The 21,494-nt window shown below is 46.7% G+C and carries 21 protein-coding genes; 13 read left to right on the forward strand and 8 right to left on the reverse strand.

Annotated features, from left to right (window positions below; genetic code table 11):
• The first annotated feature begins 106 nt into the window (after positions 1-106).
• From QT994_RS05325 to QT994_RS05335, 3 genes are all read left to right on the forward strand, one after another.
• The gene (locus QT994_RS05325; protein WP_333172334.1) at positions 107-892 is read left to right on the forward strand and encodes a nucleotidyltransferase domain-containing protein; all 786 of its coding nucleotides are present in this window, start codon (positions 107-109) and stop codon (positions 890-892) included.
• A gap of 62 nt (positions 893-954) precedes the next feature.
• Positions 955-1,677, forward strand: a complete 723-nt coding sequence (locus tag QT994_RS05330) for a pyridoxine 5'-phosphate synthase (protein WP_333047305.1) — start codon at positions 955-957, stop codon at positions 1,675-1,677.
• Positions 1,678-2,404: 727 nt separating this feature from the next.
• Positions 2,405-3,151 carry a hypothetical protein gene (locus QT994_RS05335; protein ID WP_333172336.1) on the forward strand — a complete coding sequence of 249 codons (747 nt, stop codon included), beginning with the start codon at positions 2,405-2,407 and terminating at the stop codon, positions 3,149-3,151.
• A 92-nt stretch (positions 3,152-3,243) separates the two neighbouring features.
• Here the strand turns inward: QT994_RS05335 and QT994_RS05340 are convergent, their stop codons facing one another.
• Both QT994_RS05340 and QT994_RS05345 read right to left on the reverse strand, forming a co-directional pair.
• Complete coding sequence (locus tag QT994_RS05340; protein ID WP_333172338.1) at positions 3,244-4,266, reverse strand: tetratricopeptide repeat protein; 1,023 nt, start codon at positions 4,264-4,266, stop codon at positions 3,244-3,246.
• A gap of 351 nt (positions 4,267-4,617) precedes the next feature.
• Entirely contained in the window at positions 4,618-4,980 is a 363-nt protein-coding gene (locus tag QT994_RS05345) for a hypothetical protein (protein WP_333047302.1), read from the reverse strand.
• 389 nt (positions 4,981-5,369) lie between these two features.
• Here QT994_RS05345 and deoC point away from each other — a divergent pair, with 389 nt between their 5' ends.
• The 5 genes from deoC (at position 5,370) to QT994_RS05370 (ending at position 10,528) form a co-directional block, all read left to right on the forward strand.
• A complete protein-coding gene (deoC, locus tag QT994_RS05350) occupies positions 5,370-6,047 on the forward strand; it encodes a deoxyribose-phosphate aldolase (RefSeq protein WP_333172340.1) in 678 nt (225 codons plus the stop codon).
• Between the two features lie 187 nt (positions 6,048-6,234).
• Positions 6,235-6,396 carry a four helix bundle protein gene (locus QT994_RS05355; protein WP_333172342.1) on the forward strand — a complete coding sequence of 54 codons (162 nt, stop codon included), beginning with the start codon at positions 6,235-6,237 and terminating at the stop codon, positions 6,394-6,396.
• 211 nt (positions 6,397-6,607) lie between these two features.
• The gene (gene recO, locus QT994_RS05360; protein WP_333047300.1) at positions 6,608-7,483 is read left to right on the forward strand and encodes a DNA repair protein RecO; all 876 of its coding nucleotides are present in this window, start codon (positions 6,608-6,610) and stop codon (positions 7,481-7,483) included.
• A 231-nt stretch (positions 7,484-7,714) separates the two neighbouring features.
• Entirely contained in the window at positions 7,715-9,277 is a 1,563-nt protein-coding gene (locus tag QT994_RS05365; protein WP_333172344.1) for an MFS transporter, read from the forward strand.
• A gap of 24 nt (positions 9,278-9,301) precedes the next feature.
• Entirely contained in the window at positions 9,302-10,528 is a 1,227-nt protein-coding gene (locus QT994_RS05370) for a glycosyltransferase family 4 protein (RefSeq protein WP_333172346.1), read from the forward strand.
• Between the two features lie 136 nt (positions 10,529-10,664).
• On the opposite strand, the gene QT994_RS05375 is transcribed toward QT994_RS05370, so the two are convergent.
• Positions 10,665-12,344 (reverse strand): phosphatidylglycerol lysyltransferase domain-containing protein, encoded by a 1,680-nt coding sequence (locus QT994_RS05375; RefSeq protein ID WP_333172348.1) that lies wholly within the window; start codon positions 12,342-12,344, stop codon positions 10,665-10,667.
• An 11-nt stretch (positions 12,345-12,355) separates the two neighbouring features.
• Positions 12,356-13,276, reverse strand: coding sequence for an alpha/beta hydrolase-fold protein (locus QT994_RS05380; RefSeq protein ID WP_333172350.1), 921 nt, complete (start codon positions 13,274-13,276; stop codon positions 12,356-12,358).
• A 179-nt stretch (positions 13,277-13,455) separates the two neighbouring features.
• Here QT994_RS05380 and QT994_RS05385 point away from each other — a divergent pair, with 179 nt between their 5' ends.
• Together QT994_RS05385 and QT994_RS05390 are read left to right on the forward strand one after the other, a co-directional pair.
• Positions 13,456-13,884, forward strand: a complete 429-nt coding sequence (locus QT994_RS05385; RefSeq protein WP_333047295.1) for an NUDIX hydrolase — start codon at positions 13,456-13,458, stop codon at positions 13,882-13,884.
• Between the two features lie 110 nt (positions 13,885-13,994).
• The gene (locus QT994_RS05390; RefSeq protein WP_333172352.1) at positions 13,995-14,912 is read left to right on the forward strand and encodes an NAD(P)H-dependent glycerol-3-phosphate dehydrogenase; all 918 of its coding nucleotides are present in this window, start codon (positions 13,995-13,997) and stop codon (positions 14,910-14,912) included.
• A gap of 261 nt (positions 14,913-15,173) precedes the next feature.
• Here QT994_RS05390 and QT994_RS05395 read toward each other — a convergent pair whose 3' ends face one another.
• The 3 genes from QT994_RS05395 to QT994_RS05405 all read right to left on the reverse strand — a co-directional run bounded on the left by QT994_RS05395 (position 15,174) and on the right by QT994_RS05405 (position 16,852).
• Positions 15,174-15,404, reverse strand: a complete 231-nt coding sequence (locus QT994_RS05395; protein ID WP_333137261.1) for a hypothetical protein — start codon at positions 15,402-15,404, stop codon at positions 15,174-15,176.
• Positions 15,405-15,486: 82 nt separating this feature from the next.
• Complete coding sequence (locus QT994_RS05400; RefSeq protein WP_333172354.1) at positions 15,487-15,792, reverse strand: small RNA NsiR4-regulated ssr1528 family protein; 306 nt, start codon at positions 15,790-15,792, stop codon at positions 15,487-15,489.
• Positions 15,793-15,874: 82 nt separating this feature from the next.
• Positions 15,875-16,852 carry a threo-3-hydroxy-L-aspartate ammonia-lyase gene (locus QT994_RS05405; RefSeq protein WP_333172356.1) on the reverse strand — a complete coding sequence of 326 codons (978 nt, stop codon included), beginning with the start codon at positions 16,850-16,852 and terminating at the stop codon, positions 15,875-15,877.
• Between the two features lie 220 nt (positions 16,853-17,072).
• Between QT994_RS05405 and QT994_RS05410 the strand changes: the two genes are divergently transcribed.
• From QT994_RS05410 to phnE, 3 genes are all read left to right on the forward strand, one after another.
• The gene (locus QT994_RS05410) at positions 17,073-18,047 is read left to right on the forward strand and encodes a PhnD/SsuA/transferrin family substrate-binding protein (protein ID WP_333172358.1); all 975 of its coding nucleotides are present in this window, start codon (positions 17,073-17,075) and stop codon (positions 18,045-18,047) included.
• Positions 18,048-18,367: 320 nt separating this feature from the next.
• Entirely contained in the window at positions 18,368-19,108 is a 741-nt protein-coding gene (locus tag QT994_RS05415) for an ATP-binding cassette domain-containing protein (protein WP_333172360.1), read from the forward strand.
• Positions 19,109-19,223: 115 nt separating this feature from the next.
• Positions 19,224-20,018: a phosphonate ABC transporter, permease protein PhnE gene (phnE, locus tag QT994_RS05420; protein ID WP_333172362.1), complete on the forward strand. Its 795-nt coding sequence runs from the start codon at positions 19,224-19,226 to the stop codon at positions 20,016-20,018.
• A gap of 310 nt (positions 20,019-20,328) precedes the next feature.
• Here the strand turns inward: phnE and QT994_RS05425 are convergent.
• The coding region (locus tag QT994_RS05425) for a calcium-binding protein (protein ID WP_333172364.1) at positions 20,329-21,494 on the reverse strand (1,166 nt) is incomplete at its 5' end.

Genomic DNA, 21,494 nt, shown 5'->3' on the forward strand with positions numbered 1-21,494 from the left:
GGAAGCATTAGCAACTCCTCGGAGAACTGTCGCGGAGCAATCTCAACACGCGATCGTTTGTTAAACTTGTGCAAGCCAGGGAAAACAAACAGTATAGCTTGATTCCATGAGACAAATCATTCTCGAAAAGATTGTTTCTACCTTACAACCTTTAGATTTTGTTCTCGCTTTGTGGCAAGGAGGTTCAGCAGCCCACGGATACACCGACGAGTGGTCAGACCTCGATATTGCCGTTGTGGTTGAAGATAACTGCGTGGAAGAAACCTTTGAAATTGTTGAAGAAGCCCTCGCCGAAATTGCCGAAATCGAACTCAAATATCGAGTTCCCGAACCCGCTTGGCACGGTCAATCGCAGTGCTTCTGGCGGCTCAAAGAAACCCCGCCGTTTTTGCTAATTGATTTTGCCGTTTTTCGGCGCAGCAGCCGCAACGATTTTCTGGAAATAGAGAGACACGGGAAAGTGCCGATCGCCTTTGACAAAGCTAATCTAATTGTAGCCCTTCCTTTGGATACAAACAAGCATTTTTCCCAAATGCTAGCCAGATTCAACGAAATTAAAATCCGTTTCGATTTGCTGCAACCTCTAGTAAAAAAAGAGATTTATCGCGGACATTTAGTAGATGCGATCGGCAACTATCACAACTGGACGCTTCTACCCTTAGTCGAACTGCTGGGAATGATTTACCGTCCCCACAGATACGACTTTGAACTCAAATATTTCAGCCGAGACTTTCCGCCGGAAATAGTCGAGCGCATCACACCGCTTTTCTGCATTGCCAACCTTGAAGATTTGGCAGCAAAACAGCAAATAGCGGAGGCTTTTTTTGCAGAAAGCTTGCCCCTTGCAGAAGCTAATTTTTACTTTGATAACACCCCAACACTACCGCAATAGGCTCCAGGTTTCGTACCGAAAGCGATTAATATAGTAGCATCAACCTTAAAGAGTAACATCCCGTGACAAAACTCAGCGTCAACATCAACAGAATCGCCCTCCTCAGAAACTCTCGAAACATCGGCATCCCCAGCGTTACCGAAGCCGCAAAAACAGTAATTGCTGCCGGAGCTCATGGCGTTACAGTCCATCCCCGCCCCGACGAAAGGCACATCAAAGCTGCCGATGTTTACGAATTAGCCAAAATGCTAACCGTCGAGTTCAACATCGAAGGAAATCCGTTTCAGCCGCCATTTATGGATATAGTTTGCGACGTAAAACCGGCTCAGTGTACCTTAGTCCCGGACGCTCCCGACGTGCTAACATCGGATAGCGGTTGGGATATTCCCGAAAATCGCGATCGGCTTTTACCCATTATTGAAAAATTAAAAGACAACGGCATCAGAGTCAGCTTGTTTATGGACGCAGATGCTGCTCTCATGCCGCTAGCAAAAGAAGTTGGAGCAGACCGAGTAGAATTGTACACGGAACCCTACGCGAGTGCTTTTCGCGAAGGTAGAGTAGAGTTTGTTTTTCAACAATATGTCTTAGCAGCTCAAGCCGCTCAATCAGCAGGTTTGGGAGTGAATGCCGGACATGATTTAAATTTGCAAAACTTAGCTAAATTTTGCTCTATTCCTGATATATTAGAAGTATCGATCGGTCATGCTTTAATTGCTGAAGCCCTAGAAATGGGCTTGTCCAATACAGTAGAAGCTTACCTGAAAATCCTGGCAGGTTCGTAGTACAAATTAACCTCGTCGGGTAGGGCGGGTTTGGCAGTGGTAAACTGGTTTATATCTGATATTTTGCACCATTATCAAGGCCAGGGTTTTCCACCTGTTCCACAAATAGTGAGTTTTCTTGTGCGGAGTAGGGGTTGGGATTTTGTAGTCCACCCGTCTAACACTTATGGAAAATAATGCAAGATGTGATTTTTATCAGAGATACTCACTAAATCCGCCTCTACAAACCCTAGAAGATCAAGAGTTACACAAAAAGTAAAAAGTGGTTTGACACGCTACGATTATGGTAAGGTGCGGTCTGCATGGAACTCTACATAATTAGTCGATCGTCAAAAACGAAGTAAGACTAGGGGCTGTCACCCTGTGGGGGTGCTAGCAGTTTTCTAGTAGCAAGGCAGAGGCAGAATCCCCGACACGGCGTTTTTTGGGCGTAGACATTTTTTTAGCAAGATTCTCGGAAACAGCTTTAATTTTCCTCAACCCAATGACTAATATTCTCTGATGATATTATGCGTAGGTAGTATCATTGAAATGTCTCGAAAAACAGAGGCGACTACTTAGCGGCCGCACTGCCAATCTGCTACCATCAGGTTTTGTGCAACTACGGGATATTTATGTGTATCCTCTATACTGCTGTAGCCTCTGTGCGATCGCCAGATTTAATCCGGTGAAAACAGGCAAACACAAGTAACCATATACAATTCCTTACCCCCCTCGGAAGTGCGACATGAAAAAACTAATTTTACTGACTGGAATGCTACTCATGATGACGGCAAAATCAGTATTTGCCAGCCCAGTAGCCCCCAAAATTGCACCGAGCGAGCTGATGGCTGCCTCGGAAATTACACAAACCCTTAACAAACCCGTTACCTCTGAATCGGTTCCAAAGCTCGAACCCATTGAGCGAATGTCAAGTTCCGAAATTCGAGAAACTATCAACCAACCCACCACCTATATTTTTGAAGGCGTTAAAGGGCGGGAACTGACTCTCTCCCTGTGGGCGGGACAACTGACAGCCGAACTGTACAGTCCCAACGGTGAAAATATGGGGGTTATTGAAAAAACAGATAATCAGTGGATCGGCCAGTTGCCAGAGTCCGGCATCTACCGTGTGCGAGTTACCCCGAAAGGTGAAACCAGCAGCTTCGTACTCGGACGCGACTTTAACGCCAAGTGGACTTATAGGCCCGATCGCGCAATTCCCATAGCCTTCAGGGAAAAAGAAGCCACAATCAAACTCAAAATGTCGGGCTACCAAATCCAGCCCATCACGGTTCAAGGCAAGCAGGGGCAGACAATTAGGGTGACAGCTAGCAAAAAAAATCTAGATCTGGCGATCGAATCTCCGTCGGGACAACTCCTAGATCAAGGTGAAGGTCAAACTTTTGCTCAACTCCCCGAGTCCGGCATTTACCGGGTAATCGTAGTTGCCAAGAGGCCAGTCAAGCCCTCAATCCGAGTATTTGTGCAATAGCAAAGATTGCACAAATACCCTTGAGGGCGATCGAATTTGCACCGCCCAAAAAAAACAGCTCGCCCCATTGGCGAGCTGTTTTTTGCGTAACATCAACCTTGGATCAGCGCTTCAAAACGTTCTTGTTTCCAAATGCAGCTTAAATCCGAGTCAGCTAAAGCTAGCTCTCGATATAAATTAGGGCTAAACTCAACAGCCCGCTGCAAATTGTCAAGGGCCAAATCAGCAAACCCCAGTAGTGCATAACAGCAAGCTTTATTGTAAAAAGCATTAGCAAAATCAGGATTTATTTCTAAAACTGTTTCGTAGCAAGCAATCGCCTCAGAGTAGCAGCCTTTTCGCGCCAATTCCACACCCCGGTTGTACCAAATCAAATAATCTTCAAAGGGACGCTCAGATGTGGGAGTAAACTTGCCATTTCTCTGATTTAAACCTACTAATTTCTCCAAAGCTACTCTCCGTACACCCACAGCTTCGGCTCTGCCCGGTTTCAGAGCCATCGATCGGCTAAAACTAGCCACTGCTTGTTTGTAAAGTCCCATAGAGTTCGCAGCTATACCGCGATTGTACCAAGCCTTCGCGTCGTCAGGGTTAAACTCGATCGCCCGCTCAAAACTGTTGAGCGCCTGATAGTAAAGCTTGAGTTCCAACAAAGCATTACCTCGGTTGTACCACGCCCAAGCAGCCTCCGGGTACAAATTTAAAGAGCGATCAAAACTCAGAACAGCCTTCTCGTAAAGCCCCATATCGATCAGCGTCAGTCCCCGGTTGTGCCAAATACTCGCCGCGCACGGACTGAACTCCAGAGCCCGGTCAAAACTATTGAGAGCCTCCAACCACTGGCCCAACTTTCCTAAAGCAATAGCCCGGTTGTGCCAGCCAAAGCTCGCATTCGGCTCTACCGCCAAGGCCTCATCAAAACTCTTCAGCGCCTCTAAGTGCCGTTCTAATTTCCCCAGAGCCATACCTCGCCCGAACCAAGCCTTATAATGATCTGATTGCAACTTCACAGCTCTGTTAAAGTTCGCCAGAGCACCATGATCATCGTTAGCTTCGAGGTGACGCGAACCGAGGTGGTAGTACCAAGCCGCTTCCAAGTTTTGAATTAAGTTCATAATATTTCGTATCTATCTTAAGGATGATTCTACATGAAACCATACCTGGAGTAAAACTGTAATTCCACTAAAAATCCGAAACTTTTGATACAGGGCGATCGCCCGTACATACGACCAGTAACAACCTCAACAATTTGCGGTCGAAACTAACTATTTTCCTCTGGTAAAAAGCTCTTTTAGCTAACCGCACTCATCGCTTATTGAAGCTGCTGCGAATCTCAAATCAGCCTGAATGACGCCACTATTACCGCATCCCAAATTAGGTTTGCAGTTACACAAAGAGTGCTAGAGCGCCCAAAGTCCAACTGCAAATCTCATACTGCTAATAGCTCCAACTTCTGCTTGCCCAGTTCAAGCAACCACAACCGCTGTTTTAGCATTCTCACTCAACATCAACTGGCCTGTTCCATCAATACTAAAATCTTTCCCCAGCACAAAACCCTTGCCTATCAACCGCTGGCACACAACCAGTGCAGTAATCCGGCGAATTTCTTCCATCACGTCGGCAGGAATCAAATAACTCAAACTCCAGATCACGGACTCGCAGTCAGACCAAATCAAACGCTCCATACTGACAATCATCAAAGCAGCTAAACTGTCAACAGACAGCCGCCCTCTGAGATCCGCAATCAAATCTTTACCAATTAAACTATTGCGACTCATCATCGCTATAGCCATTTTCCCAATTTCTTGTTCGAGTTCTAAATGATTCATGCTTGGCACTGGCTTTTATGTTTTTAAAGCACTACTAAGAGTAAAAACAGTAGACGCTACCAGGCTCTGCCATAGCGTAGCTGACGCAGGCTCTACCGCAACTCTTGTTAACAAAGTATACCTAAAGAAAGATCCAAAATGTATCTTAAGGCAGATACCAAAATATTGTTTTTTTGAAATTAATTTGTTAACCACTTCCCACCAGAGTTTTTACCAGCACATCGAGTATTTGTACTCAGTCGGGGTCGGAGTAAAGTCAATCGATTGGAGAATTGGAGAAAGCGACCTCACGGATGAATTCAGAGGGGTTGTACCCGGGCTGCTTTCGGTGGAAGATTGGTAAATTCGCTACATAATAAGGAAGTAGTTACTTCGGAGAAAAAACAGCAATGGCTGCAAACCAGGCAGACATCGATATTGCCCCCTTGATCGACTACGGCCTGATCGACCCCACCGCTACGCCAGAGCAAGTAGAAAACTGTTGCCAACAAGCAGAGAGATTTGGGTTTGTCACAGTTTGCGTGTATCCCGCCTACGTCAGACAAGCAGTTGAGCTGCTGCACGGCAAACGTCCCAAAGTCTGTACAGTTATAGGTTTTCCCACCGGTGCTTCGACTTCAACGGTGAAAGTTTACGAAGCTCTAGAAGCAGCAGATAATGGAGCCGTAGAGTTAGATGTCTCCGTTAACTTAGGATTGTTGAAAGCTGGAAGAATCGACGAATTTCACCGGGAATTAGCCCAAATTTGCGAAGAAACTAATCTCACCATCAAAGCAATTATCGAAAGTTCTCTCCTTTCCGATGCCGAAAAACAATTAGCGGCTGAGATTTGTATGGAAGCAGGTGTGGCTTATATCAAAACCAACACTGGCTTTTTTGGTCCGGCGAAAGTTGACGATGTGCGGCTGCTGAAGGAAGTTACGAAGGGACGGATTGGGATTAAAGCGGCGGGCGGAATTCGTACTCACGAACAAGCTCTAGATTTGATAGTAGCTGGGGCAACTCGTTTGGGGACTTCTCGTGGCCCCGAATTACTCCGCCAGCGAGATAATTTAGACAATCGTTAACTGTTGACTGTTGACGGTTGACTGCTGACTGTTGACTGTTGACTGTTGACTGTTGACTGTTGACTTGTATTCATTGGTCATTAATCAATTGTTGATAGTCAATGGTTTAAAGGAGTTAATATGGAGAAATTTTAACGGCTAGAAGTTTATCAATTAGCGGAAAAATTTTCAAACAAAATATGGTTTATTGTTAAAGAATGGGACGAGTTTACGAAGGATACGAGGGATAAACAAATCGCGAGATTGGCTGATAGATAGTGTTGGTGCTAATATTTTTGAAGGACATGGACGCCATAGTTATCAAAATAATCAGCGTTTCGTAAAATTTGCCAGAGGTTCATTAAACTAAACAATACACTGGTTAAAAAGTGCCTGTGTTCGCAATCTTTTAAATCAAGAACGGAGCGATGGATTGCATACGTTATTGAATGAACTTTCACCAAAACTTAATGCCTATCTTAACTCACTAAAACAAAAAGCTAAAGGTTAACAGCCAACAGCCAACAGTCAACAGTCAACAGCCAACAGTCAACAGCCAACAGTCAACAGTCAACTAACAAATGATTAGAACTTACAAAGCAACTGGAATCAATCTCAAGAGTGCGCCCATCGGCGAATCCGATCGAGTGCTGACAATTTTGACGCGGGAATTCGGCTTAATTCGAGCCGTAGCACCGGGTGTTCGGAAACAACGATCGACCATCGGCGGTAGAAGCGAATTATTTGTTGTCAACGAATTGCTAATTGCCAAAGGCCGATCGCTCGACAAAATTACCCAAGCCGACACCGTACAATCCCATCCGGGTTTGAGCCGCAACCTCGGGAAACTCTCCGCCGCGCAATATCTGGCCGAATTGGCGATCGCCAGCGCCCTTTCCGACGAACCCCAAGAAGAACTCTTTTGGTTGCTGGGCGAACATTTGAGCCGTTTGGAGCGTTTGTCCGATCGCACAGAAATCCAATCCGCCGCCGTGCTTGTCGCCCACCTCAGCCACGGCATTTTTCACCTGCTAGCCTTAGCCGGCCTCGCGCCCCAAGTCCAAGTCTGCTGCGCCACCAGACACCCGCTGATCCCAAATTTCACCGATCCGAACTGGCAAACCGGGTTTAGTATACCCTCTGGGGGAACCTTCAGCTTGTCCGAGCTAGCTAACTTAGAGGCAGAACTCTCTTCACAAATCGGTAGCTTGTACAAATCCGCCTCCCGTTCCCGCCAAATGGATAGCAGCAAACACTTGACAAATTTCGAGATTAATGCTAAGGAATTAGCAGCGCTGCAACAGTTGGCTAGTCCAGAATTAGGAGAGGGGATTGCCGATCAAACAACTTGGGTATCAGTAGAAAATATTTTGCGACAATATGCCCAGTATCATTTAGGTTGCACGATTAGATCGGGAAGCTCGATCGATACCTACTTAGAGAGTTTTGAGTTTTAAATTTTGAGTGTTGACTTAAATAGGTGAAGGAAGGATCGTACACCCCACCCCCAGGCTGGGGGATAGCCGAACCTAGCGGCAATTTCAGGTAAATTCTCAAGGTTGTTGGGACATCAGATAATAGATAGAGATAAAGTTACGAGATTATTAATAAACTTAGGGGTTAACACCTCAATTTGAAATTCACATCCCCCCAACCTCCACCATCCCAGACCATCCACCCTAAATCCTATGATGCGACTGTCTGATTCTGATTTGACAATATCTGTTTTAGCTGTTACCCACCACAAAATGGAAGAACGAGAAAATTTTCCAGATTTTCGCTCGGAACCCGCCTTGGGCGATCGACAATGGAGCAACGTCCCAGACCCAGAAATGGATAAATACCCCACAACTCCAGAAACAGAGTCAAGCAACGGCAAAAGCCCACAACCCGAAGCAATTCCCCCGGTGCCAACAGCAGAGATATCCGAAGCAGTAGCCGAAATTCCCGAAAAAGAAACGGGATTTCTGCCAGTGCTCAAAAACCCAAATTTTCTAGCATTGTGGAGCGGGCAAGTTTTCTCCCAACTAGCAGATAAAGTTTATCTCGTACTGACGATCGCCCTCGTGGCCAGCCGCTTTCAAGCGCCAGATCAAACCATAAGCAGGTGGGTATCGGCAATCATGATCGCCTTTACCATTCCCGCAGTGCTGTTCGGGGCCGCCGCAGGCGTGTATGTCGATCGCTGGTCGAAAAAAGCAGTGCTCGTAGCCACAAACCTCCTGCGGGGAGGCTTTGTTTTAACATTGCCCGTACTGCTGTGGCTCTCTGACGGGTGGGAACTCGGTCAACTGCCGCTCGGATTCTGCTTGCTGCTGCTAGTAACCTTCCTAGTCTCGACCCTAACTCAATTTTTCGCCCCAGCAGAACAGTCAGTGATTCCCCTAATTGTGGAACGTCGCCACCTGCTATCGGCAAACTCCCTCTACACCACAACCATGATGGGGTCGGTGATTATTGGCTTTGCAGTCGGAGAACCCTTACTAGCTTTAGCGGACACCCTATTTTCCAACCTCGGTGGCGGACTGGGAATCGGCAAAGAATTAGTAGTAGGCGGAAGTTACGCCTTCGCCGGAGTGCTGTTGCTGTCGATGAAAACAGGCGAAAAAAACGATGCCGAACACGAAGCGCCACACCCCCTAGCAGATTTGCGAGATGGCCTGCGTTACATCAACGATCAACCGAAAGTCCGCAATGCTTTAATTCAACTAATTATTCTCTTTTCCATTTTTGCAGCCTTGGCAGTTCTAGCGGTGCGCCTGGCAGAAATCCTTCCCGGTATGAAAGCATCACAATTTGGCTTTTTGCTGGCGGCGGTGGGCGTTGGCATGGCTGGTGGGGCGGCGACAGTCGGCTATCTCGGTCATAAATTTTCTCACTCCCAACTGAGTTTAATCGGATCAATCGGCATGGCACTTGCTTTGATGGGCCTTTCTGCATTTACACACCATTTGTGGCTATCGGTGCTGTTCATTACCCTGTTGGGTTTATTTGCCTCATTGGTGGGAGTGCCGATGCAGACTACAATTCAAGCAGAAACTCCAGAAGAAATGCGGGGAAAAGTCTTCGGGCTGCAAAACAATGCCACTAATATCGCTTTGAGTTTACCGTTGGCTTTGGCCGGGGTAGCGGAAACATTTCTGGGTTTGCCGACAGTATTTTTGGGTTTAGCAGGATTAGCGATGGCTGGGGGTGTCTTAACCTGGTATATTTTCCGTAGCAGTAATAGCAAAGTCGATCGACTCCCATAAAATAACAAACTCTGATTTACTGGAATGCACATCGCTTGGCTAGGAAAAAAATCACCTTTTTGCGGTAACGTCACTTACTCCAGGGAAGTCACCAACGCACTATTAGACCGGGGATACCAGGTCAGTTTCCTGCACTTTGCCCAAGAAGCTGGCCCGCTGGACAGGGACAATACGGCGTGGAGCATGGCAAATGGTTTATGGGGAAAGGGAATTGCTCAAACCTCATATACCAATTCGCTCTCGCCCGCGAGTTGCAACGAAGTCTCTTTACCCTGTCACTACAAATCGCAAATTTATACGATTCCCACTCTCAAGTCCCGCACAGTGCTGATGAAATCTCTGCGGCGGCTCAAACCCGATGTTGTTCACGCTTCCCTGACGCTTTCGCCTCTAGACTTTCTGCTACCGGAAATTTGCCAAGAATTGAATTTGCCTCTGGTGGCGACTTTTCACCCGCCGTTCGATCGCAAATTGCGGAATTTGACATCGGGAACCCAACACCTGATGTATCAACTTTACGCTCCGTTTTTGGCTAACTACGACTCAACGATCGTTTTTTCTCAGATTCAGCGGGATATATTGGTCAAGTTGGGAGTGCCACAGGAACGAGTGGCTGTGATTCCCAACGGCGTGGATGCTATTAAATATTCTCCAGGGCCTTCGGGGTTGAAGTCGGAATTAAAGGCAGATCGAATTTTTGTTTACCAAGGCCGCATTGCCCAGGAGAAAAATGTCGAGGCCCTGCTCAAGGCCTGGAAACAGTGCAATTTTGGCCGGGGCAACGTGTTGGCGATCGTAGGTGACGGGCCCCTAGCCACCTCGCTGCAACTGTTTTACGGCGAAGATGATGGCATTGTGTGGCTCGGATTTGTTGCCGAGGAGGAACGCCGGATCGAAATTCTGCGGGGTGCAGACGTATTTATTTTGCCTTCTTTGGTGGAGGGACTGTCGCTGTCGCTGCTAGAAGCGATGGCCTGCGGTTTAGCTTGTTTAGCAACCGATGCTGGTGCTGACGGCGAGGCATTGGAGGAAGGCGCGGGGATAGTTTTGAACACTCAGCGGGTACGGAGTCAGTTACAAACCTTGCTGCCACTGTTTTGCGATCATCCTGAGTTGGGAATGCTCCTTGGTCAAAAAGCACGCCAACGGGCTATGGAGCGATACACTCTCAGTCAGAATATTACTGAGTTGGAAAAGCTGTACTCAGAGGTTTTGCAAAAGCAGCGCGTACTAATTCGCGGTTTAGCATGAATGTTGGTCGTTCCCCGGCTCTGCCTCCTCCGATTCCCAAAAGAGGCTCTTCCCTCTGGGTATCTGTTCCCAGGAAGAGCCGGGAAGTTGATCCATCCGTTACATCCGAAGAAAGTGAATTCGTTGCCAAACTTTTCTACCCTCCCGGGCGCAAATAATCCAAAAGTCGATCGCCCGAATCGGCCCGAATCAAAGCAACCACAACATCCGGCAAACTCCCCAAACTCGGATATACAAAATAACGCGGTTCCCACTGCGGCCCAAACTTATCTTTAAAACTGTGCAGTCCCTTAAAATTATAAAACTTGCTCAAGTGAGCCGAAAGATAAATTAAAACCTTTTCCAACCGCCCGCCTTTCTCAGCTTCTCCAACTCCCGCCAATGCCGACAAACCCAAATCAAATTCTTCATATCCCAATTCTTGACAATGCTGCAACATCGAAGCAAACAAACACTCCATCGTGCCATTTTCCACCTCAGTCCGGCGTCGCATTAAATCCACTCCCACCACTTGATTTGCCGCCGATATCATATTAGCAAAAGCACTAATTCTACCGTCTGGAGTGTGGATCGCTACGGCGCGAGTTTCCCGCAAATATGCCTCGTCAAACCAACCCACCGAAAACTTTTTTTCCGCACCCTGAACCATTTGCAGCCACTCATCGCTCACGAGTTTCATTTGCCGCATCAATTCGGAACTTAAAGGAGGTTCGTAAAATTCGATTTGATAACCTGCTTTTGTAAGTCTGTTGATAGCAGTTCTCAAGTTTTGATTGCTCTTGCCTTTGAGAGTAAAATTTTTGAGATTAACAATAGCTTCTTCGCCAATTTGCACCACTCGAAAACCGAGAGTAGAATACATTTCTAGCTCGTCGGGCAAAGTTTGATAAAATGCTGGATACCAATCATTGCGATCGCAAAATTCTTGAAACCCTAGAATTGCTTCTTTACGGTCTTCTGCAGGCCCGATGGGGTCTCCCAAAGCAATCGCACCTCTACCTTTCGGCACATAGGCGATCGTACTTTTTCCAGAAGGACTAAAATAATAAGATTTATCCGGAAGCAACGCCAGTCTCCCTAGGGTTGTCCGCCCGTATTTTGCTACAACTTCTTGAGCTTTATTCCGTTCCGAAATACTTGCCGAATTTCGCAGCAGCACCGGCCGCAGCAGCATCAAAAGTGCGTAACTAAGCGTTACCGTACCTACAGCATAAATCGAATCCGCAAAAAAGTTCGCAAACCGAGTTTTCGGAACCAACCCGGCATTGTCCGCCGTAAAAAACATTGCAAAAGTCTGGAATATAGCATCGTCCCAATCGAAGTTAACCGCTCGTTCGTTAACTTCAAAACGCCCGTCCAGAATGTAAAAACCTGCCGTCCCGTAAGCCAGCGTAAACAGCAAAGCCCCTAGCAAAACCCGGATTCCTTGAGCAATTGAAGGGCGATCGGATTTAGCAGTAAATGTCTTCCGCATCATTAACAACTGAAACAGCAGCACCGCAGAAAGCAAACTTTCTTCAACATCCAACCCCTTGACTAAATGAATTACAATAGAAACGATTAACAATCCCACCGTCACCAACCAAGCAATCCGCTTGCGCCGCAACAAATTAGTTGCCAGAGTTAGCAGCATAAATCCGATAACTGCTGCAAAAAAATGCCCGCCCGCACGCACCGGAAAAGGAAAAAACGGTTCCAACCAATTTCGGCGATCGGGTAAACTGGGAGTTACAGAAGACAGCAGGTTAATAACTCCTACCAATCCGGTTAAAAATGATGCAGTCCAGAGTCCAATCCTAGTTTTTTGGGGTAACACTGTTGACCTTTCTAATTTTTCTGTGTTGCCAGTGATATTTTAAACTGTTTTCCAACATAACTCAAAGAATCGGCTAAATGCTTGTGCCAATAATTCCAACCGACATCGGGGCCGACAATCCCGTGTCCTCCCGGAAATTTGTTAAACTCGTTAGCAATACTCAAACTGTTTAATTGCTCGTGAAACTGTTGAGTTGAAGCCAGAAATTTTTCGTCTTCTTCCCCCGCATCCAAATAAGCACGCAACTGCTGTTTATCTTTAACAGGAAGTTTTTCCACTAAATATTTAGGACTGTTAGCGTTGCCACTTTGATCTGTAAAATAACCGCTGTGGCTGAACAGAATATTAAAATTATTCAAGTAGCGCAAACCGATATTAAAAGCTCCCCACCCCCCTGAAGATTGTCCTCCCATTGCCCAGAATTTGGGGTCTTCCAGCGTTCTGTAGCGCGATTTTACGATTGCGACTAACTCGGAGCCGATCGCGCTTCCAACCTTACCGTTCGGCCCGTCAAAATACTGCGGGTCCCACAAAGGACTCGTACCCCGCTTGTCGTTCCCGTCAGGAGTAATTACAATTGATGGCGGCAATCTTTTGCTTTTATATAAATCGTGAAGCACAGAAGTAACAGCAGCTTTGTCCTGATAAGCGCGCGCGTCTCCGTGCCCGCCGTGCAGCAAAAAAATCACTGGATAGCGCTGTTTGGGATTGTTTGCGTACCCAGGCGGCAAAATTAAGCCGTAGGTGCGTTCTGAATTCATCGCTGCACTTTGATATGTTTTGAGTTGAAAATTTAAGTCAGCATCAGCCACTACTTTCGGAGGGTCTAATTGAGGTGCTCCGGCAATAAAAACGTACCAGTATCCACTAGCACCGAGGAGGAGGATTGTACCCGCACCAATACCTAAAACTTTTCCCAGCCACTTAGGCATACTTTCAATCTCTCTTTTTTGTCTGCGATCGCAATCCGTACATTATATGCAAGTATATTGTAGAACTGTAGGTGAGGTCGATCGCACATTTTGCAGCTAAACTGCAACCGGCTCGGGGGCCCGTTCCACAGTTAAACTGCAACGATGCTAAATTCTTCAATTCTTTAATCTAAAATGGTATGACTTATCGAAATCCCGCTCCTACAGTTGATATTATCATCGAATTAGCCGATCGCCCCCATCGGCCGATCATACTCATCGAACGCCGCAATATTCCCTACGGCTGGGCAATTCCCGGCGGTTTTGTCGATTACGGGGAAGCGGTAGAAACGGCGGCAAAACGCGAAGCTTTAGAAGAAACAAGCTTGAATGTAGAATTAATTGAGCAATTTTACGTTTATTCCGACCCAAATCGCGACGCCCGCGAACACACTATCAGTATTGTATTTTTGGCTTCCGCCATCGGCGAACCTCAAGCCGCCGATGATGCTAAAAATTTACAAATTTTTGAATCTTGGCAGATTCCCCATCAATTATGTTTCGATCACGATCGCATTTTGCGCGATTATTGGCGTTACCGTCATTATGGATTGCGTCCGCGTTTGTAGGGTGAGGATTTGTTAACAGCAGATGTACGCGGATTAACGCAGATTAATTGCTATGATTTATCTGCGTTAATTTGCGTGCATCTGCGGTTAAATTCATTAAACTAAATTCTATGCCAAACTTGACAATATTAGGCGGAGGTGCTTGGGGTTCGGCACTGGCAAATCTGGGAGGCAAAAAAGGCGATCGAGTTAATTTGTGGTCGCGCAGCAGTTCTGTTAATTTAGAATCAGTTATAACAGGTGCGGATGTTGTTGTTTCGGCAGTTTCGATGAAAGGGGTGGGCGCAACAGTCGATCGACTTTTGGCTTTAGAGTTAAGTCCCAGTACAATTATAGTTACTGTCACCAAAGGTTTAGACCCCGCGAGTACGCGCACTCCGTCTCAAATTTGGCAAAATGCTTTTCCTAACAATTCAATTGTGGTACTTTCGGGCCCTAATCTTTCGGAAGAAGTTCAGCAGGGCTTGCCGGCTGCAACGGTAGCGGCGAGTTCGGATTTAGCAGCGGCCAAGCAAGTGCAAAATATTTACAGTTCTGATATTTTTCGGGTTTATGTGAATCAAGACCCGCTGGGAACTGAGTTAGGTGGAACTTTGAAAAATGTATTTGCGATCGCCGCTGGAGTTTGCGACGGTTTACAATTAGGAACTAATGCTAAATCTGCTTTGCTGACTCGCGCTTTGCCGGAAATGATTCGGGTGGGAGTTCGTTTGGGAGCTCGCGCAGAAACTTTTTACGGTTTGTCTGGTTTGGGAGATTTACTCGCTACTTGCAACAGTCCTTTATCCCGTAATTATCGGGTTGGTTTCGGATTAGCTAAAGGCAAATCATTAGAGCAAATTTTGGAGGAATTGCAGAGCACGGCTGAGGGGGTCAATACTACTAATGTTTTGATTCATTTGGCTAATCAACGCGGCATTGAAGTGCCTGTTTCTCGTCAAGTTTATCGCTTATTAAATAGTGAAATTACTCCTGAACAAGCTGTTTTATCGCTGATGGAACGAGCTTTGAAACCGGAGATTTTATAATTTGTACGGCTAGATAGGTAAGGACTTAAGCAAAGCTTAAGTCCCTACCCGTAGCTGAAGTTTCAAAAAGTGGTGTCACGAGTTGCTAGTTATGAATTAAGAGTTGTAAGCGACATTGGTTGAGCGGTCAGATTGATGTTTCCATCGCTCGGTAGAGAAAGAGTTTAAGGAATTGAAGATGAGTTGTGAATCCAAAACTCTTTAACTCATAGCTGCTACTTAACTCATAACTCATAACTTGCACAGCGAGTTGCACCAACTTTACATCTTGCCTTGCTGCATTACCTGTTGAAGGTGCTGCCGAATTTCCTGCGCGTGCTCCATGTCAGCTTGCTGCAATTTTTGAAACAGCTCAGCACAAGGCTGAGAACCCATTTCCTGAGCATCTTTCATGTAAGTGTCGTAGGCTTTCAAAGCTTCAGACTTGTTTTGCAAAACTGTTAACAAATCATACTCGAGGTTGCTGATGACTGTACTACCGTTAGTATTCATACACTGACCCTCTGCTAGGATTTGTCCCAAGTTTGACCGATTTGGGGATGACTGTTCATCTGTCTAAAAGGGTAGATAATTTTTACTTTCCGCCGTAATAAAACGCAACTTCTTTATCTTTCAGCGGTGCGAAGTCAGCAGCAACGAGCATTTTATCGAGTTCGTTTTGAGGCAGATGTTTGACACCGATTCGGACAATGCGCGATCGCATTGTATTTGACACGCCACTGCGCTGTCTGCCGGATTCTAATCCCATTACTTGCTGGTAGAGGTCTAATTTTGCTTGCGGAATCGGAGTACCGTCAAAGTCGATTCCAGAGGCGATCGCAACATCGATCGCATCTGCACCAGTTGTAGATTGAGCCGCTGAGTTTGTTTCTGAAGACATTGTGCTGTGTTATCAAAGTTTGCTCTGCAAGCATTTTATCAGAGAATCTGCTACATAAATTATTCAATCTAAAATCTAAAATCTAAAATCTATTGACTTCCCTCAAATCCACATTCCCGCCGCTGACAATCACGCCAATCCTCGCATTTTCCGCCTGCACAACACCTGAGAACAAAGCGGCCGCTGCTAACACTCCCGTCGGTTCCACAACTATCTTCATGCGTTCCCACATAAAAAACATTGTCTGGCGAATTGCGTCTTCGGAAACTGTTGCCATATCGTCCACATAATGCAGCACCAAAGGAAATGTTAATTTCCCCAAAGATGGCGTGCGCGCACCATCAGCAATCGTATCTGGGTTAGTGACAGTTTGCAGCGTTTTCGTGCGGAACGATCGCGTCGCATCGTCTGCTTGCTCGGGTTCTACCCCGATTACTTTACACTGCGGAGACAAAGTTTTTGCCGCGATCGCGCATCCCGACAGCAAACCCCCGCCGCCGCAGCAAACCAGCAGCAAATCCAACTCCCCAACTTCTGCGATTAATTCCAGCGCCGCCGTACCTTGTCCCGCAATCACTCGCCCATGATCGTAAGGAGGAATTATTGTCAAGTGTTGCTCCTCGGCTATTCTGGCGGTGAGCTCTTCCCGCGCAACTTGAGTGCGATCGTACAAAATAATCTCTGCACCGTAGCCGCGAGTCGCCTCTTGCTTGACTTTGGGCGCGTCTGCCGGCATCACGACAGTAGCAGGAATTTCTAGCAACCGTGCGGCAAGGGCGATCGCCTGCGCGTGATTTCCCGAAGAAAAAGTCAACACTCCCCGCTGTTTTTCGGCTTCCGATAGCTGCATTAAAGCATTGCAAGCACCCCGAAATTTAAACGAACCTGTGCGCTGAAAGTTCTCGCACTTGAAAAATACCTGAGAATTTGTGCGTTTGTTGAAAGTTTCCGAAGTCAGCACTGGCGTCTTGAAAGCTTTGCCCTGCAAGTGCTTTGCCGCCGCCTCCACATCGACAAAACTGACTGACAAGGGATTTTCAGCAGAGAAGTGGGCACTCATAGATTTTAGATTTGGGCGATCGAGGACTCTATTTGTAGGGTGGGCATTGCCCGCTTCACTCCTACCGTGAAATTATAAGTTTTGATTATAGACTTATTAAAAATTTTTATCATTAGCTGTTGCGATTAATTGTTCAAAAAGCTTTACACTAAACTCACAATTATTGCAATTTACTGTCAAAAGGTAAAGTTGCGTTTGTACTGCCATAGGAGAGCGATTAATGAATACAAAGTTAAAAGTGCTAGCAGGTGCTAGCGCAGGATTGTTGCTGCTAGGGGGTTTGACGGCGAATGCAGTTGGACTGGGACAGCGGGCGATCGCCCAGACAACCCCGAAGGGCGATCGAGATTTGAGAGCACAAGCTCCTATAAATCGCATTAGAATCGTCTTTGCTAATCGCAGAGATGCTACAGATTTGCAAAACAAAGCCACTCAAGTAGGGCAAATACTTTCCAAAGAAATCGGAATGCCCGTAGAAGCAGTCATCGGCGACGAAACCGCCGCTGTAGAAGCTTTGAGAGCGGACAGAGCAGATGTGGCATTCGTAGCAGGCCGCGCGGCATTAAAAGCAGAACAATTAGCTAAAGCGCAGATGTATTTAGCAGAAGTTCGCAGCGATTATTCCGGCGGAAATACCTATGATTCAGTGTTTGTAGTGCGCCAAGACAGTCCTTTGCGTCCGAAAGGTTCGCCAAAGCAAACTCTCGAACAATTGAAAGGTAAAAAAATGGCTTTTACCTCTCGAACTTCCGGTTCTGGCTTTATTTTCCCAGTCGGGGAATTGGTAGGTCAAGGATTAGTTTCAGGGCCGGATAGACTGGAAAGTTTCTTCGGAAATGTCACCTACGGCGACGGTTACAGCAGCGCTTTGCAAGCAGTGTTAAAAGGTCAAGCAGAAGTCGCAGCCGTCTCGGAATACGCTTTGCTACCGCCTTGGATCACAGCAGCAGAAGGCAAGCAGTTGCGAGTGCTGCAACAAGTTTCCGGAGTTCCCGCCCACGGAATTGTGATTGACGATCGCATTCCTGCACCTATGCGAGAAAAGGTTATTAATGCCTTCATGAAAATGAACGAACCTGCAAACAATCAATTGTTCCGCAGTTTGTACAATTCCCAGCGCTTGGTAAAAGTCGATCATACGCGCCATTTAGCAACGTTGCGTCAAGCTTTGCAGCGCGCCAAATTAGAGCCGTAATCTAATACTAATTCTGAAAAGTAGCACCTAAAATTCCTAGGGACACGGCAATGCCCATTGGTGTCAACTTAACATCAAACCCAGTCAGAGACTGCTGTTTGACTATTAAATCTAGATCCCCCCTAGCCCCCCTTAAGAAGGGGGGGACAAGAACTGACTCAAAGTCCCCCTTCTTAAGGGGGATTTAGGGGGATCTAGACTGCGGTAAAAACGAGATTTCTCAAAGGTTTTAGTCTTAATTTGACACCTATGGGCACGGCGCCGTGTCCCTACCGTTGGTGCATTAAATTAATTACAAAATTTGTTAATAAATATCCGCCATGACTATCGAATGCACCAAATTAGAAACAGCTTATTCACCATCGCTAAATCGCCCGATTTTGAACGGGATTAATTGCCAAATTAAACAAGGCGAATTTGTGGCGCTGCTAGGTTTGAACGGTGCGGGAAAATCCACGCTGTTGCGTTCTTTTGTCGGGTTAGTTCCCGTCCAAACCGGAGAAATTAGGATTAACGATACAGTCATAACTCCGCGCACGCTGAGGCGAATTCGGCGCGATATCGGCTTGATTTTTCAAGGTGGCGGATTGGTAAAACAGTCTCCGACGATCGACAATGTGCTGTGTGGTTGCTTGGGAAGTTTAAATACTTGGGAGACACTGTGGGGTTTTCCGAAGCAAAAGCGCGATCGAGCTTTTGACTTACTAGCAAACTTCGGACTTAAAGACCTAGCATATCAAAAAACCGGACAACTCAGCGGCGGACAGCAGCAAAAAGTCGCCATCGCCCGCGCCTTAATTCAATCTCCACAGATTTTACTAGCTGACGAACCTACCAGCGGATTAGATGTCATTGCAGCCCAACAAGTAATGGAAATCCTCGCTCAACTGCACCGAGAACAACGAATGACAATAGTTGTAGTATTGCACGACTTGGGAATGGCCACCACTTATCCAGAAAGGGCGATCGTCCTTGATGCCGGTCAGATAGTCTATGATGGCAAATGCCACAACCTCTCCGACAAATTTAGTAAATTAACACATCCCAAAATAGCAGTGTGAACTCCTCTCTTCTCCACTCTTCCTCTGTGCCCTCTGCGCCCTCGGCGGTTCATTAAAAAAAAGCCCCTTCACAAAACAAAAAAATAGCTGTACATAAATCTCAAAACACACGCAAATGAGCGAACAAAAATCAAGTAATTTCTCAAAAAATTATGGCTGGATCAAGAACCTTGGTATTGCAGCAGGGTTAATTGTAATTTACGGTTGGGCGCTGCGGGGACTAGAAATTGATGCAGCAACCCTAGCCAGCAGTTGGCCTTACATGATTGATTTTATTTCGCGCTTGTGGCCGCCGAACCTCGAAATTATAGACGTAGCAATTAAGGCTTTAATCGAAACAGTTCAAATGTCACTTTGGGGAACCACAATTGGGGCAGTTATTTCCGTGCCAGTTGCTATTTGCAGCGCCCACAACATAGCACCAACGTGGCTGCAATGGCTGGCTAATTTATTGCAAAATGCGGTGCGTTCTGTTCCTTCAATTGTGCTGGGGTTGCTGTTCGTAGCGGCTACTGGTTTGGGCGCGCCGGCGGGTACTTTGGCCCTGGCAATTTATACGATCGGCTATCTTGCTAAATTTTATCAGGAGGCGATCGAATCTGTAGAAGCGCGATCGATCGAATCCTTGCAAGTGGCAGGTGCATCTTGGCTGCAAGTTGCACAATACGGCATTTTTCCGCAAGTATTACCCCTAGGATTGGGTTATACGCTGTGGATGTTTGAGTATAACATCCGGGCGGCTTCGGTTTTGGGAGTAGTCGGCGCTGGCGGAATTGGCTTTGAATTGGTCAATTATATCAGGTCTTTTGAATACAATAAGGCAACAACAATGATGTTAGTGCTGTTAGTAGTAGTCACGGTGATTGATGTTATTAGCAGCAAATGGCGGCAGCGACTAGAAGCAAAGTAAGCAAATGGTGGCAGAAGACCGGGCGGTTAAAACCGCTTCTATACAGACAAAACCCGCCTGCGCGGGTTGAAGAGTCGATCGCCCGCTACAACTGTACCCGCATATCCTTCTGTAGGGAAACGGCAGTGCCCTGTCTTTATCCTTACCCTACCCGAATATCAGTGTTTTATTGTTTAACAATTACCAAAAAAAGGACACAGCTACACAAAAAAGGACACAGCATTGCTGTGTCCTTACCTGTTTATTGTAGGAACACGGCTTGCCGTGTCCCTAACCGTACCGCCGATATCCCGATTAGGATTCTTGCCGTTTAGAACAAGAACAATTCAGTATTACCGGTCGGTCCCAAATTGACATCGACAGTGGCAAACAAACTGTTACCACCAACCGTAGAACCGTTGCTATCGTAATACAGCTTAGTAGACGCAGACAAACCGTCGTAGATAGCCATGATGGACGGCCCAGTTAAAGTTGCTTCAAACACAGTTACATCAGACACTGTGCTGCTGTAAGCGTAGAAACTCGAACCCAAAGGCCCAGATCCGGTTGTAAAGGCTGCAAAACCAGTTTTGTCGAGGTTAATTACATCATCAGTAATGCTGTAATTGGTAATTACATCTCCGCCGCCAGCAGTAGTTCCGCTGAACACAAACACATCCAAACCAGCACCGCCGTTGAGAACATTGGTTCCCCCACCACCGATTAAAGTGTCATTACCGATGCCGCCGTTGAGAGTATCGCTACCGCCACCGCCGAAGAGGCTGTCATTACCATCGTCGCCGGAAATGCTGTCGTTACCCAAACCGCCGTCGAAAATGTCGGCACCAGAACCGCCGCTGAAGATGTCAGCAAACTCAGTACCAGTGACGCTGTTAGCAGTCGCATCTCCGGTAAACAAGACAGGAGTGGTGAAGTTGTAACCGCCAGCACCTGAACCGAAATTGTTAAAGGCGACGGGGAAAGTGTTCCCAGCAGCAGTTAAATCGGCAACGCTGCCTGAGTTGGTAGTAGTACCATTGGCAGAAGGTGCGATCGTACCTGTAAATACAAAGTCCGCCGTTCCCAGATTGCTCGCAGCAGTACCCAGATTCGCAATCAGCGTCGAACCACCCGCTACAGTACCGTTCGAGTCAAAATACAACACAGTCTCGTTCGAGGCATTCGTAAATGCGAAGAAACCAGCAGTTGTAGAATTACCCAGGGCTTTAGCTTGTGCAGCTTCCACAGTGGCATAAGTTCCGCCTGTGAAAATCACTAACTCTTTGCCAGTAATGTCCGGAGTTGAACCGCTCACACCGTCAAAGTTAGTCGTCGTCAAATTGCCGAAAGCGCTCGCGGTAAACTGGAATTTATCACTTCCAGAGGTAAAGTCAGTAATCGTATCACCGCCTTCGCCTGTTGCTTTGTAAACAAACAGATCCGCACCAGCACCGCCAGTGATCACATCTGCACCAGAACCGCCGCTGAAGATGTCAG

Origin of the sequence: Microcoleus sp. S13_B4, assembly GCF_036700885.1 — a bacterium.
Taxonomy (GTDB): domain Bacteria; phylum Cyanobacteriota; class Cyanobacteriia; order Cyanobacteriales; family Microcoleaceae; genus Microcoleus.